This is a genomic window from Kitasatospora sp. NPDC059827 (genome assembly GCF_042731675.1).
Lineage (GTDB): Bacteria > Actinomycetota > Actinomycetes > Streptomycetales > Streptomycetaceae > Kitasatospora.
Map to the genome: position 1 here is coordinate 17293 of NZ_JBHWIV010000043.1, position 16438 is coordinate 33730.

Annotated in this window: 12 protein-coding genes and 1 riboswitch; of the genes, 6 read left to right on the forward strand and 6 right to left on the reverse strand. The window is 72.6% G+C overall.

The features are described 5' to 3' along the window. Positions 1-108: 108 nt before the first annotated feature. The 3 genes from ACFV8H_RS25000 to ACFV8H_RS25010 form a co-directional block, all read right to left on the reverse strand. Positions 109-582: a hypothetical protein gene (locus ACFV8H_RS25000; protein ID WP_380403809.1), complete on the reverse strand. Its 474-nt coding sequence runs from the start codon at positions 580-582 to the stop codon at positions 109-111. A 97-nt stretch (positions 583-679) separates the two neighbouring features. Next, complete coding sequence (locus ACFV8H_RS25005; protein WP_375894081.1) at positions 680-1696, reverse strand: ribonucleotide-diphosphate reductase subunit beta; 1017 nt, start codon at positions 1694-1696, stop codon at positions 680-682. Beyond that, positions 1696-4107, reverse strand: a complete 2412-nt coding sequence (locus tag ACFV8H_RS25010) for a ribonucleoside-diphosphate reductase subunit alpha (protein ID WP_380403893.1) — start codon at positions 4105-4107, stop codon at positions 1696-1698. Before ACFV8H_RS25010 ends, ACFV8H_RS25005 begins: the two co-directional genes overlap by 1 nt. Before the next feature lie 193 nt (positions 4108-4300). Then, positions 4301-4433: riboswitch (cobalamin riboswitch) on the reverse strand. Between the two features lie 340 nt (positions 4434-4773). Here ACFV8H_RS25010 and ACFV8H_RS25015 point away from each other — a divergent pair. The 5 genes from ACFV8H_RS25015 to ACFV8H_RS25035 all read left to right on the forward strand — a co-directional run bounded on the left by ACFV8H_RS25015 (position 4774) and on the right by ACFV8H_RS25035 (position 11224). Next, entirely contained in the window at positions 4774-5892 is a 1119-nt protein-coding gene (locus ACFV8H_RS25015) for a Fis family transcriptional regulator (RefSeq protein ID WP_380403812.1), read from the forward strand. 139 nt (positions 5893-6031) lie between these two features. After that, complete coding sequence (locus ACFV8H_RS25020; protein ID WP_380403815.1) at positions 6032-7486, forward strand: glycoside hydrolase family 26 protein; 1455 nt, start codon at positions 6032-6034, stop codon at positions 7484-7486. A gap of 124 nt (positions 7487-7610) precedes the next feature. Next, a complete protein-coding gene (locus ACFV8H_RS25025) occupies positions 7611-8516 on the forward strand; it encodes a hypothetical protein (RefSeq protein ID WP_380403818.1) in 906 nt (301 codons plus the stop codon). 46 nt (positions 8517-8562) lie between these two features. Then, positions 8563-10014 carry a glycosyltransferase family 2 protein gene (locus tag ACFV8H_RS25030; protein ID WP_375894069.1) on the forward strand — a complete coding sequence of 484 codons (1452 nt, stop codon included), beginning with the start codon at positions 8563-8565 and terminating at the stop codon, positions 10012-10014. A gap of 16 nt (positions 10015-10030) precedes the next feature. Next, positions 10031-11224 (forward strand): glycoside hydrolase family 113, encoded by a 1194-nt coding sequence (locus ACFV8H_RS25035; RefSeq protein WP_380403821.1) that lies wholly within the window; start codon positions 10031-10033, stop codon positions 11222-11224. Positions 11225-11232: 8 nt separating this feature from the next. Here the strand turns inward: ACFV8H_RS25035 and ACFV8H_RS25040 are convergent, their stop codons facing one another. Both ACFV8H_RS25040 and ACFV8H_RS25045 read right to left on the reverse strand, forming a co-directional pair. Then, positions 11233-13380, reverse strand: a complete 2148-nt coding sequence (locus ACFV8H_RS25040) for an acyltransferase family protein (RefSeq protein WP_380403824.1) — start codon at positions 13378-13380, stop codon at positions 11233-11235. A gap of 193 nt (positions 13381-13573) precedes the next feature. Beyond that, positions 13574-14068: a GNAT family N-acetyltransferase gene (locus tag ACFV8H_RS25045; protein ID WP_380403827.1), complete on the reverse strand. Its 495-nt coding sequence runs from the start codon at positions 14066-14068 to the stop codon at positions 13574-13576. A gap of 415 nt (positions 14069-14483) precedes the next feature. Between ACFV8H_RS25045 and ACFV8H_RS25050 the strand changes: the two genes are divergently transcribed. After that, positions 14484-15446 (forward strand): helix-turn-helix domain-containing protein, encoded by a 963-nt coding sequence (locus tag ACFV8H_RS25050; protein WP_380403830.1) that lies wholly within the window; start codon positions 14484-14486, stop codon positions 15444-15446. A gap of 36 nt (positions 15447-15482) precedes the next feature. Here ACFV8H_RS25050 and ACFV8H_RS25055 read toward each other — a convergent pair whose 3' ends face one another. Beyond that, a complete protein-coding gene (locus ACFV8H_RS25055) occupies positions 15483-16355 on the reverse strand; it encodes a histidine phosphatase family protein (RefSeq protein WP_380403833.1) in 873 nt (290 codons plus the stop codon). Positions 16356-16438 lie beyond the last annotated feature (83 nt).

Here is a 16438-nt window from a genome sequence, read left to right on the forward strand (position 1 = left end):
TGTGGGGGTTGTGGTTGGGGGTCCTTTTGTCCGGGGTGTTTTTTGGGGGTTTTTGGGGCCGGGTTTTTGTCGCGGGGGGCCCGGGGGGGGGGGGCCACCACTGTTCGCTCAGGTGAGGTTGTCGGTCCAGAAGAACACTGTCCGCAGGACGATGCCCGGGGCGCCGGCGCCGAAGGCGAGGACCATGGCCTGGCCGACGGCCACATCCGTGGGGTCGATGGCCTGGGACCAGGTGACCTTGGCGTGGAGGCCCGGGATGCTGCTGCCCGGGGCGTAGGAACGGAACGAGCCCTGGGCATGGGCGATGACGGCGCCGTTGCGGTGCAGTTCGGCCTTGCGCAGGCTGGTGGCGCGGAGTTCGTAGCTGCGGTCGCCCACCGTCGCCGTGCGGGTGCGGGACTTCCGGGTGGTCGGGATGTTGCTCCCGTTGACGTTCATCGCGCCGTGGTCGCGGTCGGGCACCACGGTGACGGTGGGCATCCCCGCCCCCTGCACCCGGGCCACGACGGACGGCCAGCGGTCATGACTGATCTGTATCGGTCCGAACGGGCCGTCGATCACACGTTGTTGGAGCTTGGACATGCCTGGGCTACCCCCGTACGCCTGGAACCGAGAACAGCGGGGCTGCCGTGACGGCAGCCCCGCTGTGTCCCGCTGTTTGAGCCGAAGGATATTCGACTTAGAAGTCGTCGTCGAAGGAGACCGAGCCCTCGACCGCGACCTGATACGCCGACACGCGGCGCTCGAAGAAGTTGGTCAGCTCCTGGACGTTCTGGAGCTCCATGAAGCCGAACGGGTTGGTCGACCCGTACCGGATCGGCATCCCGAGCCGTGCGAGGCGCTGGTCCGCGACGGCCTGGAGGTACTCGCGCATCGAGGCGGTGTTCATGCCGGGCAGGCCGTCGCCGCACAGGTCCTGGGCGAACTGGAGCTCGGCCTCGACGGCCTCCTCCAGCATCTCGGTGACCTGCTTGGCCATCTCGTCGTCGAAGAGGTCGGGCTCCTCCTCGCGGACGGTGTCGACCACGGAGAACGCGAAGTCCATGTGCATGGACTCGTCGCGGAACACCCAGTTGGTGCCGGTGGCCAGGCCGTGCAGTAGACCGCGCGACCGGAACCAGTACACGTACGCGAAGGCGCCGTAGAAGAACAGGCCCTCGACGCAGGCCGCGAAGCAGATCAGGTTCAGGAGGAACGCGCGGCGGTCCTCCTTGGTCTGCAGCGAGTCGATGTGGTCGACCGCGTTCATGTACTTGAAGCAGAACTGGGCCTTCTGGTGGATGGAGGGGATGTTCTCCACCGCGGCGAAGGCCGCGTTGCGGTCCTCCGGATCCGGAAGGTAGGTGTCCAGCAGCGTCAGGTAGAACTGGACGTGCACGGCCTCCTCGAACAGCTGGCGCGACAGGTAGAGCCGCGCCTCCGGGGAGTTGATGTGCTTGTAGAGGCTCAGCACCACGTTGTTCGCGACGATCGAGTCACCGGTCGCGAAGAACGCCACCAGGCGGCCGATCATGTGGCGCTCGCCCTCACTCAGCTTCGCCAGGTCGGCGACGTCCGAGTGCAGGTCCACCTCCTCGACGGTCCAGGTGTTCTTGATCGCGTCGCGGTACCGGTCGTAGAACGACGGGTAGCGCATCGGGCGCAGGGTCAGCTCGAAGCCGGGGTCGAGCAGCATCTTCTGGCGATCGTCGGACATTACTGGCAGGCCTCGCAGGACTCGGGGTTCTCCAGGGAGCAGGCCAGTGCGGCCTCTTCCTCGGGGGTGAGGGTCGGGGTGTTCACCGGCACCGGCGTACCAGCGGCGGTGCGGGCGGCACCCGAGGCGGCCTGGGCGATCCGGGTCGCGGGGCGCGAGCGCAGGTAGTAGGTGGTCTTGAGACCGACCTTCCACGCGTAGGCGTACATCGAGCTGAGCTTGCCGATGGTCGGCGCCGCCATGAACAGGTTCAGCGACTGGCTCTGGTCCAGGTACGGCATGCGGGCCGCGGCCAGGTCGATCAGGGCGCGCTGCGGCAGCTCCCACGCGGTGCGGTACAGCGACCGGACCTGCTCCGGCAGCCAACCGAGCTCCTGGACGGAGCCGTTGGCGTCGCGCAGGGCGTCGCGGGTCTGCTGGTCCCAGACGCCGAGCTCCTTGAGCTCGCGCACCAGGTACGGGTTGACCTGGAGGAACTCGCCCGAGAGGGTCTCGCGCTTGAACAGGTTGGACACCTGCGGCTCGATGCACTCGTAGACGCCGGCGATGGAGGCGATGGTCGCGGTCGGGGCGATCGCGAGCAGCAGCGAGTTGCGCAGGCCGGTCTCGGCGATGCGGGCGCGCAGCGCCGTCCAGCGGTCGGTCCACTCCGGGGCGGCGCTCGGGAAGTGGTCGATGTGCAGTTCGCCGCGGGCGGCGCGGGTCTCGCCGTAGGCCTCGTGGCGGCCGAGCTGCTCGGCCAGGTCGGCGGAGCGCTCGTAGGCGGTGAGCATGATGCGCTCGGCGATCAGCGTGGACAGCCGGGCGGCCTCGGCGGAGTCGAAGTCGATCCGCAGCTTGAAGAAGACGTCCTGGAGGCCCATCACGCCGAGGCCGACCGGCCGCCAGCGGGAGTTGGAGGTGCCGGCCTCGGTGGTCGGGTAGAAGTTGATGTCCACCACGCGGTCGAGGAAGGTCACGGCGGTGCGGACGGTGGCGTCGAGGCGCTCCCAGTCCATGGCGCCGAGCAGGTCCTCGACGGACGCGCCCTCGGCCACGTGCGCGCCGAGGTTGACCGAGCCCAGGTTGCAGACGGCGGTCTCGGAGTCGTCCGTGACCTCCAGGATCTCGGTGCACAGGTTGGAGGAGTGCACCGTGCGGCCGGGCAGCGCGGTCTGGTTGGCGGCGCGGTTGGAGGCGTCCTTGAAGGTCATCCAGCCGTTGCCGGTCTGCGCGAGGGTGCGCATCATGCGGGCGTAGAGGGTCTGCGCCGGGATGGTGCGGACGGCCTTGCCGGCCAGCTCGGCCTTGAGGTAGGCCTCGTCGAAGTCGGCGCCCCACAGGTCGACCAGCTCGGGGACGTCGGCGGGGGAGAACAGCGACCAGTCGGCGTTGGCGTTCACGCGGCGCATGAACTCGTCCGGGATCCAGTGGGCCAGGTTGAGGTTGTGCGTGCGGCGCGCCTCCTCACCGGTGTTGTCGCGGAGCTCCAGGAACTCCTCGATGTCGGCGTGCCAGGTCTCCAGGTAGACGCAGGCCGCGCCCTTGCGGCGGCCGCCCTGGTTGACGGCGGCGACCGAGGAGTCGAGGGTGCGCAGGAACGGGACGATGCCGTTGGACTTGCCGTTGGTGCCGCGGATCAGGCTGCCGCGCGAGCGGATGCGCGAGTAGGACAGGCCGATGCCGCCGGCGTGCTTGGAGAGGCGGGCGATCTGCGCGTAGCGGTTGTAGATCGAGTCCAGGTTGTCCAGCGGCGAGTCCAGCAGGTAGCAGCTGGACATCTGCGGGTGCCGGGTGCCGGAGTTGAAGAGCGTCGGCGAGGAGGTCAGGTACTCCAGGCGGCTCATCAGGCCGTACAGCTCGGACACCTCGCGCACCGACTGCTCGGAGTCGCCGACCGCCAGGCCGCAGGCGACGCGGAGCAGGAAGTGCTGCGGGGTCTCGATCACCTTGCGGGTGATCGGGTGGCGCAGCAGGTAGCGGGACTGGACGGTGCGCAGGCCGAAGTACTCGAAGCGGTCGTCGCCCTTGGCGTCGACGAGCGCGTTCAGGGCGTCGGCGTGCTTGGCGACGAAGGCCGCGGTGGTGTCGCCGATCAGGCCCTCGGCGTGGCCGACGGCGATCGAGGCGGAGAAGGAGGTCGAGCCCTGGCTGTTCGCCTCGTCGACGATCTCCAGGGCGAGCAGGCGGGCGGCCAGCTTCGAGTACTGGGGGTCCTCGGCGATCATCGACGCGGCGGCGTCCACGGCCAGACCGCGCAGCTCGGCGAAGTCCGAGCCGGCGTGGCGGCCGCGCAGCGCGGCGGCGGCGACATGGCCGGGGTCGACCTCGGTGAGGTCGGCGCTGCGGTCGGTGAGCAGCCGCAGGAGAGCACCGCCGGGGTCGGAGACCGTCGGGTCGGTGAAGGCGGTACCGGAGCCCTGGGCGGGCAGGGTGACTGAGGCAGCGGTGGTCAAGGCGCTCTCTCCTGGCGGCGATCGTGCGGCGGTGATCGGGGTCACCCGGGCCGATCTGGGCAGGGGAGCACGGCGCGAACGCAAAAAGCGTCGCGCGAGGTGTCTCCCCGGCCCGCCCGCGAGGCCCGGAGGGGTGGTGCTGGTGCTTGGCGCGGCCTCTGCGGGAGGGCCGTGGCGCACGCTGTTCGGCAGGTACTCGGACTCGCGGTACGGCTGCTGGAGCCGCCCGCACACCGCTGCGGGGCAGTCCCGGATTCCCACCGGGTTCCCCTGCATCGACAGCAGAAGCGAGCATACATGTAGTGGTGTCTCCTCGATGCGACACCACATGTAGTACGGCGTGGTGTGTTGTCGCGATGACGGGTTGTGCCCGGGCCGGTGGCGGTTCGTGGGCGTCCGAGGCCCGGAACCACGCTCCGGACGTGTCGCGGCCGCCCGCCGGACACCCCGGATCCGGGTGCCGGACACCCGGGCCCGGCGCGTCGGGCGTCCTGGTTTCGATACGGAACGGTCACCGGGCCGAGGGACGGTGCGGGTGATGCCCTACGATCTGGGCGCATGAGCGACGGAACTGGTGTACCTGGGCACGGGCCGCAGGGGACGCCTCCCGCCGGGCCGGGGGGCGCACAGAATCAGCAGCCGGTGGGGCCGGGTCCGGTGCCGCCGCCGGGCGGTGGTTTCGGCCCGCCGCCGGCCTCGTACGGACCGGTGGCGCCGGCGGCGCAGCCGTTCTCCCAGCCCGTCCCGCCGGTGCCCCAGCCGGCGCCCCAGCCGGTTCAGCCGCCGGCTGCGCAGCCGCAGTGGCAGCAGGCCCCGCAGCAGCCGGGTCCCCCGCAGCAGCCGGGTCCCCCGCAGCAGGCGGTTCCCGCACAGCAGCCGGTCGCGCCGCAGCGGCCGGTGCCGCCGCAGCGCGTCGAGCCGGACTGGGCGGCGCTGGCGGACCGCAACGAGGCCGACGGCAGGCGCAAGCGCCGGGTGAGGATCATCGGCGGCGCGGTGGCCGTCGTCCTGGTGGGTGGTCTGGCCGCGGGCGGCGTGCTGCTGTTCGGCAAGAAGGACGACCCGGCCAAGCCCGGTGGCGGTGCGGTCGCGTCCGCGTCCGTCTCGGGCAAGCCGACCCCCGGCCCGTCGAACGGCGGCCCGTCGACCCCCGGACCGTCGAACGGCGGTGCGACCGCGGGAGGGCAGCCGGACGACCCGTCGAAGCCGATCTGGGAGGTCGCCACCGACCCGGCGCCGCAGGACGCGGGGGCGCTGTTCTCCGCGCTGCAGGTGACGGTCAACGGCGTGTCCTGGAACCGGACCGTGGTCGCGCTGGACCAGCCCTGCTGGGACGGCAACTCCACCACCGGCGGGCTCGGCAAGGTCCTCGGCGACCAGGGCTGCCAGAAGGTGCTCCGGGCGACGTACGTCTCCGGCGACAGCGCGGTGACCGTCGGCGTCGCGGTCTTCGACCACAGGATCCAGGCCGAGACGGCGATGAAGAACTACGCCGGGCAGCTCAAGGGCCTGCCCGCGCCGGGCGCCCCGGCGTTCTGCGCCAACCCCGGCTGCACCGGCACGCACAGCAGCCTGGGCCGGTACGCCTACTTCACCGTCGAGGGCTCGGCGAAGGGCGGCAACGCCCCTGACGCCGCCGCGACCGCGGCGTCCGCCGGGTTCGCCGAGCACGTGAAGGGCCAGCTGCTCCAGCGGGCCAAGGCGGCGGGCTCGGCCACGCCGGGCTCGCAGGGCACTCCGGCGGCCGCCGCGACCGGCTGACCCGCGGTGACACCCCGGTCCCGGCGGACCCGTTCGCCGGGACCGGGGGAGTGTGGCAGGCTCTCGTCGGAGTCATTCGTACGCGTGTTCCGGTTGCGTCCGCGGGGGTCGGCGCCGGCGAGAAACCGGAGGAGCGGTCGTGGCCCTGCCCAGAGTCCTGCGCGGTAGGCCGGCCGTGCTGGCCGCGGCCGGCATCGTGGTCGCCGCCGGCAGTCTCGTGCTGCTGGACCGCGACGACCGGACCGACGTCGGACCGCCCGTCCGGGTGCCGGTGTCGGTCGGCGCCCCCGGCCGCACCCTGCCGCCGGACGTGGGCCGGGACCTGCTGGCCCGGGACCCGCAGGCCTCGCCGAACGCCCGTGCCGTCCAGCAGTTCCTCGCGGACCTGGAGGCCCAGGCCCGCACCGGGCACAGCGGCGGCACGGTGATCGGCCAGCACGTCGAGGCGCACAACGAGCGCAACAACCCCGAGTACGGCGACTACCGGGGCACCAAGCAGGTCGGTTACTACTACAAGAAGGCCGCCGACATCACCGGCCGGCTGCCCGGCTTCATGGAGACCGACCTCGGCCCCGGCTACGGCCAGAACGCCTGGGGCGTCGGCAACCCGCGCTCCTACTCGGCCGGCCGCTGGCCCACCTGCCGCACCGGCTGGCAGTACACCGACGACGCCGTCGACCTGATGACCGCCGTCTGGTCCGGCCACCCGCGCGCCGACGACGGCACCTACGACGCCTCCGGCGTCCAGCAGAACTGCGACGGCAGCACCACCGAACTCCCGGACAACGGCGGGGCCCCGGCCGGGATCGTCGGCATGTCCTTCCACGAGCCCTACCCCGGGTCCGCCGTCAAGTCCTTCGACCGGGTGCTCTGTTCGAACTCCCCGGCGGCCAAGGACCCGGGCTGGTTCGGCCGGGTCGTGGACGCCGGGGGCGACACCCCCGAGTACCGCGCACTGGTCACCGACCTGTCCTACCTGGCCGACCACCTGGAGTACCTGGCCGCCCACGACGTGCCGGTGCTGCTGCGCCCCTACCACGAGATGAACGTCCGGGACTGCGCCAGCCGGTTCTGGTGGGCGGGCCAGAAGCCGGCCGACTACCAGGCGCTGTGGCGGATCACCTACAAGTACCTGGTGGAGACCAGGGGCCTGCACAACCTGCTGTTCGTCTGGACACCGGTCTCCTGGGACGGCGCCCCGGGCGTGGACCCGTGGGACTACTACCCGGGCTCCCAGTACGTCGACGTGGTCGGGGTGGACGACTACAGCGGCAGTCCGGCGCACCCGATCGGCACCGGCGAGGTCTGGACCAAGCGCTACTACGACGGGCTCGCCGCCTACCGCAAGCCGAGGATGCTCGCCGAGTCCTTCGCCGTGCCGGTCAACTCCCGCCAGCCGGACACCCTCAGCCGCACCCCCTGGACGATCTGGACGGTCTGGGGGCAGTCCCTCACCTCCGACAACCTGGCCCCGGACCAGCCGCGCAACTCCGGAGCGGACGTCAACGCCACCTACCACAGCCCGTTGGCGATCACCGGCGGCTCCGGACCGTCCGGCGGGAGCATCGACTGGGGCGGGCTGCACGTCCGCTGATCGGGTCCGGATCGGTTGAACGGGCGGAATTCCGGGTCCGTTGTGCCGTGTGGCATCCTGTGGCGGCGAAGCCCGAGGGCTCGGTGAACGGTCGGGAGAGGACCGAAGGGGCGGGGGTACGGGGATGACACAGGCACGTCCGATACGCGGGGCCGGTGGCCTGGCGGTCGGTTGGGGCGTGGTGCTGCTCGGCTGGGCGGCCTACAACTGCTTCGGGCAGGTCGGCTTCGCGACCTACCTCAAGGGCATCTTCTACTACGGCGGGACCTCGGTGGACGCCGAGACCGGAAGCCTCAACTACGGCCTGCTGTACCTGGCCGCGGGCATCCTGCTGCTGCGCGGGCGCTCCTGGGCGCTCGGGGTGGCGGCGGGCGTGGCACTGGTCGAGGGCTACAACCGGGTGCGCAGCCTGACCGGCGCGCTGCTGGACGAACCGCAGCGGCAGTGGTTCACGGGGACGACCGAGGGCGGACTCAAGCTCGCCACCTTCGCGCTCGGCGTGGTCGTCACCGCGACGCTGATCGTGCTGCTCGCCCGCTCCAAGTGGCGGGAGCAGCCGGAGGGTTCCCCGGCCGGGACGCCCTGGCCGCTCGCGCAGAGCGCGGTTCCGTCCGCGCCGCTGCCGTCCGCGCCGTTGCCGGGTCCGTACGGAGTGCCGCAGCCGGGGCAGCCGCAGCCCGGGTGGTCGGCCCAGCCGCCGGCTCAGCCGGTGTGGTACCAGCAGCCGCAGCAACAACTGCCGCAGCCGCAGCCGCAGCCGCAGCCGCAGCCCGCCGCCTGGCCGCCTGCGCAGCCCCAGCCGGTGCCGCCCGGGCCGGGTCCGTACGCCCAGCAGCCGCCCCAGGCGGCGCCGACGTACCAGCCGACCGCGCTCCAGCAGCAGTGGCCCGCCGCCCCGCCCGTGCCCGCCCCGCCCGTGCCCGGCCCGCAGGGCGCCGGCCAGGTGGCCCCCGGCCCGGTCGTGCCGCCGCCCGCGGACGCGCCGCCGGCCGCAGAAGCGCCCCCGGCCCCGCACCCGCCGCAGGCCTGACCGACCGCCCGGACCGACCGACACCAGACGAGGAACGACTTCCGCCATGACGTCCACAGCCCCTGCGCGGACGGTGCTCACCACGTCCCGCGAGGCCGCCCGGCTCGCCGAGCGACAGATGTCCTGGAAGCCCCGGGTGCTGCCGTTCTACACCGCCTTCGCGATCATTTTTACCTTCTCGATCTGGGCGTACGTGCCCAACCCGACCCCGCTCGGCTGGGCGATCACCATCCTGTGGGGCATGCCGGTGTTCGGCGTGCTGATCGGCTTCCAGGGGGTGCTGATGGTCCGCCGACGGCTGCGGCAGGTGGATCGGATGACCCCGCCCGCGCCGGCCGAGGACGACTTCCTGATCGTGCTGGTGCCGACCATCGGCCGGCACGACACCTACCCGGCGCTGGAGCGCTCGGTGCTCTCGTACGTCGAGCACCTGCCGTCGTACTTCCCCTGGATGAGGGTGGACATCCTCACCGAGGAGGGCTGCGCCGCCGCCGAGAAGATCGACGAGCTGGCCGAACGCCACCCGCTGATCCGGGTGGTGACCGTGCCGAAGGCGTACGAGACGGCCAACGGCACCAAGTTCAAGGCCCGCGCCAACCACTACTCGCACGAGCTGCGGATCGAGGAGGGCGAGGCGCAGGACGACGTCTGGGTGCTGCACATGGACGACGACACCGGCGTCGGGCCGGACACCGCCGCCGCCGTCGCCCAGTTCGTCAACCGGCAGCGCCGGGCCGGGGACGACGCCAAGCACATGGCGCAGGGCATCCTGACGTACCCCCGGGAGAACGCCGTCTCCACCTTCACCTGGCTCGCCGACGCGATCCGCCCGGCCGACGACATCGCCCGTTTCCGGGCGATGACCGGCACCGGCACCCCGATCGCCGGCGTGCACGGCGAGCTGCTGATCGTGCGCTCCTCGGTGGAGGCCACCATCGGCTGGGACTTCGGGCCGAAGACCATCGTCGAGGACGCCCAGATGGCGCTGAACTTCTGCCAGCGCTACCCGGGCCGCAGCGACTGGTTCAACGGGCGCTGCTACGGCGCCTCGCCGGCCGGCGTCAAGGACTTCCTCAAGCAGCGCGAGCGCTGGGCCTGGGGCCTGGTCGCGCTCTGCTTCAACCGGACCATCCCGCTGCGGTACCGGCTGTTCATCGGGATGGGCATGGTCAGCTGGGTGCTCGGCCCGCTGCAGCACGTCGGCTTGGTGCTGATGGTCGCCTGGTTCACCGGTACCTGGAACACCTCGCCGGTCACCCAGTCCGTGGTGCTGCTGTGGGCGATCAACTTCGCCTACGTGATCTGGACCTACTGGGAGGGGCTGCGGCTGAACGTGGTCGCCTCGGCCAACCACCGGCGCAAGTGGTGGGAGCCGATCGTCGTGGTGGCCTGCATCCCGGTGTTCTCCTTCCTGGAGGGCTGGGGCGGGCTGCGGGGGCTGATCAAGTTCCTCAAGCGCGAGGAGAACAAGTTCGTCGTCATCGCCAAACCGGCCTGATCGGAAGTCACGACCGTTGAAGCGCCCCGCCATCTTCATCCTGCCGACCGTCGTCGTCGCCGTCGCCGTGGCCGTCCCCGTGGTGTGGGGGGACCACCCGATCCGGTTCGACCACCAGCGGCCCACCACCGTCCACCTCGCCGCCCCCACCGAGCAGGGCCGGGTCTGGGGCTTCGGCAAGGACGCGCCGCCGGTCGAGGACACCGGCCCCAAGGTGGCCCGCCCGTGGACCAAGGGGAGCCCCGAGTGGGGCGTGCAGGTGTACTGGCTGGACGACCCGGCGGACCCGGACAACTTCGTCCAGGGCAAGGTCGACCGCATCGTCAAGTACGTGGTCGGGCTGAACGCCAACTCCCTGTCGGTGACGTTCCCGTACTACACCACGGGTACCAAGTCGAACGCCGTCGCCGCCCGGCCGACCTCGCCCACCCCGGAGCGCCTCGCCCTGCTGCTGGACGCCGCCCACCGGGCCGGTCTGCGCACCACCGTGCGTCCGCTCATGGACGAGGACGTGTTCGACTACGTCCACACCCTCAAGTGGCGCGGCAACATCACGCCGACCGACCGGGACGCCTGGTTCGCCAGCTACGCCGCCTTCCTGGCGCCGTACCTGAAGACCGCCCAGGAGCACTCCGCGGCGGAGTTCACCCTCGGCACCGAGTTCAACTCGCTGGAGGGCGACCCGCGCTGGCAGGGACTGGTCGACGAGGCCAGGAAGACCTTCCACGGCGAGCTGGCGTACGACGCGAACTTCGACAACTGGTCCAAGGGCCCGATCGCGGTACCCGTCGACGGGACGGGCGCGGACGCCTACCCGCCGGCCAAGAACTCCGACGACGACGCCCCGATCGCCGACCTGAAGGCCAGCTGGAACGCCTGGCTCGACAAGCGCGGCACGGGGCCGCAGCCGACCACCAAGCTCACCGAGGTGGGCATCCCGGCGCAGAAGGGCGCGTACAAGACGCCCGGTGAGTACTACAAGAAGACCGAGGTGAACGAGGCCGTCCAGGCCACCTGGTTCACCGCGGTCTGCCAGGTCGCCCAGGAGCGCAAGCTGAGCGGCGTCTACTTCTGGTCGCTGTACTTCGGCATCGACCCGACCCTGCCGGTCACCCCGGACACCCCGCGGATGGACTACGCCGGGCGCCCGGGCTCCGAGAAGGCGATCCGCGACTGCTTCGCGCAGACCTACCAGGTCCCGCAGCCGTAGCGGGCCCGCTACGGCTGGGGCTCGGCGGGGTGCTCGCCGGCGCCCGGGGTCCCCTTGGGGGTCGGCGTCCGGGCCGGCTTGGCCGGGGTCGGACGGCCCGTCGGCCGGGTGCTCGCCGTGGGCGTGGGCGTGGGCGTGGGGGTGGGCGTCGGGGTGGAGCTCGGCGTCGGGGTCGGCGTCGGCGTCGGGGTGGCCGCCGGCGCGGCCGGGGACTGCGGCTGGGCCCCGGACAGCCCGTCCGCGATCTGCTTCTCCAGCCACGGGGTCACGAACCGCATGCCGGCCGGGGTCAGGTGCACCCCGTCGTTGGCCGGGGTGACCCAGTGGCCGTCCTTGTCCTTCCACACGCAGGTGTCGTACGGGCAGTAGAAGGTGTCGAGGTCGACCAGCCGGACGGTGCCGCCGGCGGCCTTCACGAAGTCGCCGACCTGCTGGTTGTAGCAGGTGCCCCAGGCCTTGCCGATGGCGCCGTTCTCGACGCGTTCGTTCATCAGCAGCACCCGGGCGGCGGGCGCCCGCCGGTGGACCTGCTCGACGGCCTGGGTGAGCTCGGTGCGGTACCGGCTGCGGTAGTCGTCGTCGCAGGGGTTGAGCCAGGTGCCGTCCAGGTACTGCTCGGCGGCGTCCCAGCCGAGGTGGATCACCACGGCCTCCGGCGCGGTGGCGGCGACCTGGCGGTCCCACTCGGCGGCCCGGTTCCGGCAGTCGGAACTGGTCTCGAACTCCGTCCCGGAGACGGTGCGCACCTTGTCCGGGTCGAACACCCCGCAGCCGCTGATGCCGCCGTCGACCACCCGGTAGCCGTCGCCGTCCCGGTACAGCCCGGTGGCGAGGTCCTGGGCGAAGGAGTCGCCGAGCACCAGGACCATCGGCCTGCCGCTCGGCCCGGACCGCATGTTGTGGGTGACCCAGGCCGGCAGGTACCAGGCCCCGGCGGTGGCCACCGCGGCGGTGACGGCCAGCAGCGGGACGGCCGGGAGGGCCCGCCAGCGCAGCACCCGCAGCTTCTCGGTCGCGGTGTGCAGCAGCCAGGCCAGCACCCAGGAGACCGGGCCGCCGATCAGCAGCAGCTTCTGCGGCGAGATGTCGTCGACGAAGTGCTGCAGCAGCCAGTACACCGGCAGATGGAGCAGGTAGAGGCTGTACGAGATGGTGCCGGTGAGCCGCAGCGGGGGAAGCGACAGCAGCCGCACCAGGGGCCCGCGGTCGTGGCAGAGCGAGGCGGTCAGCACGGCGGCGAGCGCCGCGACGAGCGCCAGTCCGCCCTGGTAGAGCCAGGGTTCGTGGTAGCTGCCGACGGACAGGCTGGCCCAGACCAGGCCGCCGAGGGCCGCCGTGCCGACCAGGGTGGGCAGGGCGGCGCCGCCGCGGCGGGCCGAACGGGGGCCGTCGGCGGCGGCGCGGGCCTTGCGGCGCAGCCACAGGTGGACCCCGAAGGCGGCGGTGGCGCCGGCCGCGAAGCCGACGGCGCGGGTCTCGGTGCCGAGGTAGAGGCGGTCGCTGTTGCCGCCGTTCCACATCAGCGGGGCGACGAGCGCGGAGGCCGCGAACAGGACGGCGGTGACGATGCCGGTGGCGCGCAGCGAGCGGCGGCACAGGCCGAAGACCATCAGCAGCAGCAGCGGCCAGACCGCGTAGAACTGCTCGGTGATGCTGAGCGACCACATGGCCGCCAGCGGGTCGATCGAGGCGAAGTGCTGCCAGTAGGCGTCACCGCGGGACAGCTGGGCCCAGTTGGCGACCTGGGCGAGCGTGGCGAGCGCCTGCGGGCGCAGGTCCCGGACGTCCCGGAGCGGGCTGACCAGGGCGGACAGCCCGACGACCAGGATGATGGTGGCGAGCAGTCCGGGCAGCAGCCGCTTGGCGCGGCGGCGGTAGAAGACGCCGAGCCGGATGCCGTCGGTGCGGTCCAGCTCGCGGATCAGCACCAGGCTGACCAGGAAGCCGGAGAGCACGAAGAAGACGTCCACGCCGAACAGGCCGTTCTGGAACCAGTCGGTGTGGTAGAGCAGCACGGAGGCGATCGCGAGGCCGCGCAGCCCGTCGACAGCCTTGAAACGGACCGACGGCGGCAGCGGGCCGCGGGGTGCGGGGACGGGTGCGGGGATCGCGTAGCGGCTGGAGGCCGGGGCCTCGATGCCCCGTGCCTCGCGCATGTCCTGGAGCGTCGGGCCGCTTCCGGGCGTGCTGGGGCCGGGCCCGTCGTCCATGTGGTGCGTCCCCCCGGTCGATCGACTGTCGCGACCTGTCGACGACATGTCTTGATCTGTGGTTTATATCAAAAGACGCCTGTTGATCGTCTGCCCGTCACCGGGGTGGGGGAGGGGCCGGTGAACTGCCGCCGGGCCGTCAGAACGCCATGGTGTAGACCATCAGGTCCATCCCCGGGTACGGCGCCCAGTCCCGCTCGGGGGTGCGGCGGAAGCCGACCCGCTCGTAGACGCGGTGGGCGGCGGTCATCTCGGGGCGGGTGGAGAAGGCCATGCCGGTCAGGCCGAGTTCGCGGGTGCGGGCGACGCAGGCGCGGACCAGGGCCTCGCCGACGCCGCGGCCGCGGGAGGCGGCGGCGGTGGCGAGCATCCGGATCTCGCCCTCCTGCGGGGTGGCGATGTCGGCCCACTCGGTGCCGCCGACGGCGAAGGTCACGCAGCCGAGGACCTGCTCGTCGGCCGTGTCGGTGGCGACCAGGAGCTCGGCCTCGCGGGAGCGCCGCCCGGCGTCGCGGAGCAGCTCGACGTAGCCGCTGGTGGGCTTGGTGTAGCCGTCGCCGACGAAGGCCTCGACGGTGATCCGGCCGGCGTCTTCGAGGTCCCGGGGGAGGGCGTGGCGGATGAGGTAGTCCATCGGGCCAGTGTGCCGGAGCCCGGTACGGCGATGGGCCCGGGGGTCGGGCGGAGCGGCAGGTCAGCGGCGGCGGCGGGAGCGTCGGCGGCGTCGGCGCGGGCCGCGGCCGGGGCCGGGGCGCCGTGCAGCCGGTCGGCGCGGTGCGGGTCGGCGGGGTAGCCGCCGGGGCGGTGGTAGTTGTCGCGGCCGGCCGCGGGGCCGCGGGAGAGTTCGCGGCCGATCAGGGTGCCGAGCAGGCCGAAGCCGCCGACCGCGCCGACCAGGGCGAGTGCGCTTGCGAGGGTGCCGGGTTCCATGGCCACCACTGTGGCCGGGCGGCGCCGGGGCCGACGAGTGGCAGGAACGCCGGGTTGCCTCGAAATCCTGCCAGCCGGGGGCTTCCCGGCGCCCGGCCCGGCGGGGCATCCTGGGCGGCATGCTGAGGAACGTGGTCGCGGTGGTGCTGGAGGAGGTCCACCCCTTCGAACTGGGCGTGGCCTGCGAGGTGTTCGGCCTGGACCGCACCGCGGACGGGCTGCCCGGCTACGACTTCGCGCTGGCCGGCGCCCACCCCGGGCCGCACGCCACCCACTCCGGGTTCACGGTGGACGTCCCGTACGGCCCGGAGCGGCTCGCCGACGCCGACCTGGCGGTGGTCACCGCCTCGGGGATCCGCGACGCCTACCCGGAGCCGCTGCTGGCGGCGCTGCGCGCGGTGGTGGCGCGCGGCGGCCGGGTGCTGTCCATCTGCAGCGGCGCGTTCGTGCTGGGCGCCGCCGGGCTGCTGGACGGCCGCCGCTCCACCACCCACTGGCGCTACACCGACGACCTGGCCGACCGGTTCCCGGGGACGGCGGTGCAGCCGGACGTGCTGTACGTGGACGACGACCCGGTGGTCACCTCGGCCGGTACGGCGGCCGGCATCGACGCCTGCCTGCACCTGGTGCGCAAGTTCCAGGGCGCCGAGGTGGCCCGGGGGATCGCCCGCCGGATGGTGGTGGCGCCGCACCGGGAGGGCGGGCAGGCGCAGTTCGTGAACCGCCCGCTGCCGGAGGGCGGCGGCGACTCGCTGGCCCCGCTGCTGGACTGGATGCGCCACCACCCGGACCAGGAGGCGACCGTCGAGCAACTGGCCGCCCGGGCGCACATGTCGCCGCGCACCTTCGCCCGGCGCTTCCAGCAGGAGACCGGCACCACCCCGCACCGCTGGCTGGTGGGGCAGCGGGTGCTGCTGGCCCAGCGGCTGCTGGAGTCCACCACCGAGTCGGTGGACGCGATCGCGGCCCGCTGCGGCTTCGGCAACGCGGCGGCGCTGCGGCACCACTTCGGGCGGCGGCTGGGCACCACGCCGCTGGCCTACCGCCGCTGCTTCGCCGATCCGGCGGTCGCGCAGCAGTGACCCGACGGCCGACGGTCCGTCAGTTGTCGCCGCCCGTCAGTTGTCCCCGCCCGTCAGGTGGTCGACGCCGTTCCAGCGGTCCGGCCGCAGCCGCCCGTCCTGGGCCCGCCACAGGCTGGTGGAGCAGTTGTGCACCGCCCCGAGCTCGGTGAGCTGCTGCTCGGTGAGCCGGTCCAGCGCGTAGCGCAGCATCAGCACCGTGCAGTCGTGGGCGACCAGCAGGACGGGCCGGCCGGCCTCCTCCTCGCAGACGTCCCGCAGCAGGCTGCGCACCCGCAGGGCGACGTCGGCCCAGGACTCGCCGCCGGGCGGGCGGTAGTACAGCTCGCCCATCTTGCGCCGCCGGGCGGCCTCCTCCGGGTGCTTGGCCTCGATGGCGGCCTTGGGCAGCATCTCCAGGATGCCGAGCTCGCGGTCGCGCAGCCGCTCGTCGTAGCGGACGGCCAGGGTGACGGGCACGGCGCCGAGGCCGGCCGCCTGGGCGAGCGCGATCCGGGTGGTCTCGGCGGTGCGCACGTACGGCGAGCACCAGACGCTGCGCGGGCGGTCCGCGCTGGGCAGGGCGGCCCACCAGCGGCCGAACGCCTGGGCCTGCTGCTGGCCGCGCAGGGACAGCGGGATGTCGGCGTCCCGGCAGCTGATCGGGACGCTGAGCGCGCCGACGGCCTCGGCCAGCTGGAACTCGACGTTGGCGGTGGACTCGCCGTGCCGGGTGGCGATCAGCACGGACGGCAGTCGGGTGGCCGCCGCCGGGCGGTGGGCGGTGACGTGGGGGTGGTGCTGGTTCTGGGCCGACTGGTGCTGGGTGACCTGGTGCTGGACGGCCTGGTGCGGGGCCGACTGGTGCGGGGTGGTCTGGTGCTGGGTGGTCTGGTGCTGGCCGTTGAGGGTGGTGCCGAGTTCTGCCATGGCCGCGAGCTCCCCGTGGGTCGATCAGGTTCCGGCCGGATGCCGGTCCGGTCTGGTGGTGCCCGGCGTGCACGCCTGTTCAT

Bases quoted from the DNA above. Each gene is read 5' to 3' on its own strand.
- ACFV8H_RS25025 (WP_380403818.1), top strand. From the start codon at position 7,611: ATGACACAGGCACGTCCGATACGCGGGGCCGGTGGCCTGGCGGTCGGT.
- ACFV8H_RS25050 (WP_380403830.1), top strand. From the start codon at position 14,484: ATGCTGAGGAACGTGGTCGCGGTGGTGCTGGAGGAGGTCCACCCCTTC.
- ACFV8H_RS25055 (WP_380403833.1), bottom strand. From the start codon at position 16,355: ATGGCAGAACTCGGCACCACCCTCAACGGCCAGCACCAGACCACCCAG.
- ACFV8H_RS25000 (WP_380403809.1), bottom strand. From the start codon at position 582: ATGTCCAAGCTCCAACAACGTGTGATCGACGGCCCGTTCGGACCGATA.
- ACFV8H_RS25045 (WP_380403827.1), bottom strand. From the start codon at position 14,068: ATGGACTACCTCATCCGCCACGCCCTCCCCCGGGACCTCGAAGACGCC.
- ACFV8H_RS25030 (WP_375894069.1), top strand. From the start codon at position 8,563: ATGACGTCCACAGCCCCTGCGCGGACGGTGCTCACCACGTCCCGCGAG.
- ACFV8H_RS25040 (WP_380403824.1), bottom strand. From the start codon at position 13,380: ATGCGCGAGGCACGGGGCATCGAGGCCCCGGCCTCCAGCCGCTACGCG.
- ACFV8H_RS25005 (WP_375894081.1), bottom strand. From the start codon at position 1,696: ATGTCCGACGATCGCCAGAAGATGCTGCTCGACCCCGGCTTCGAGCTG.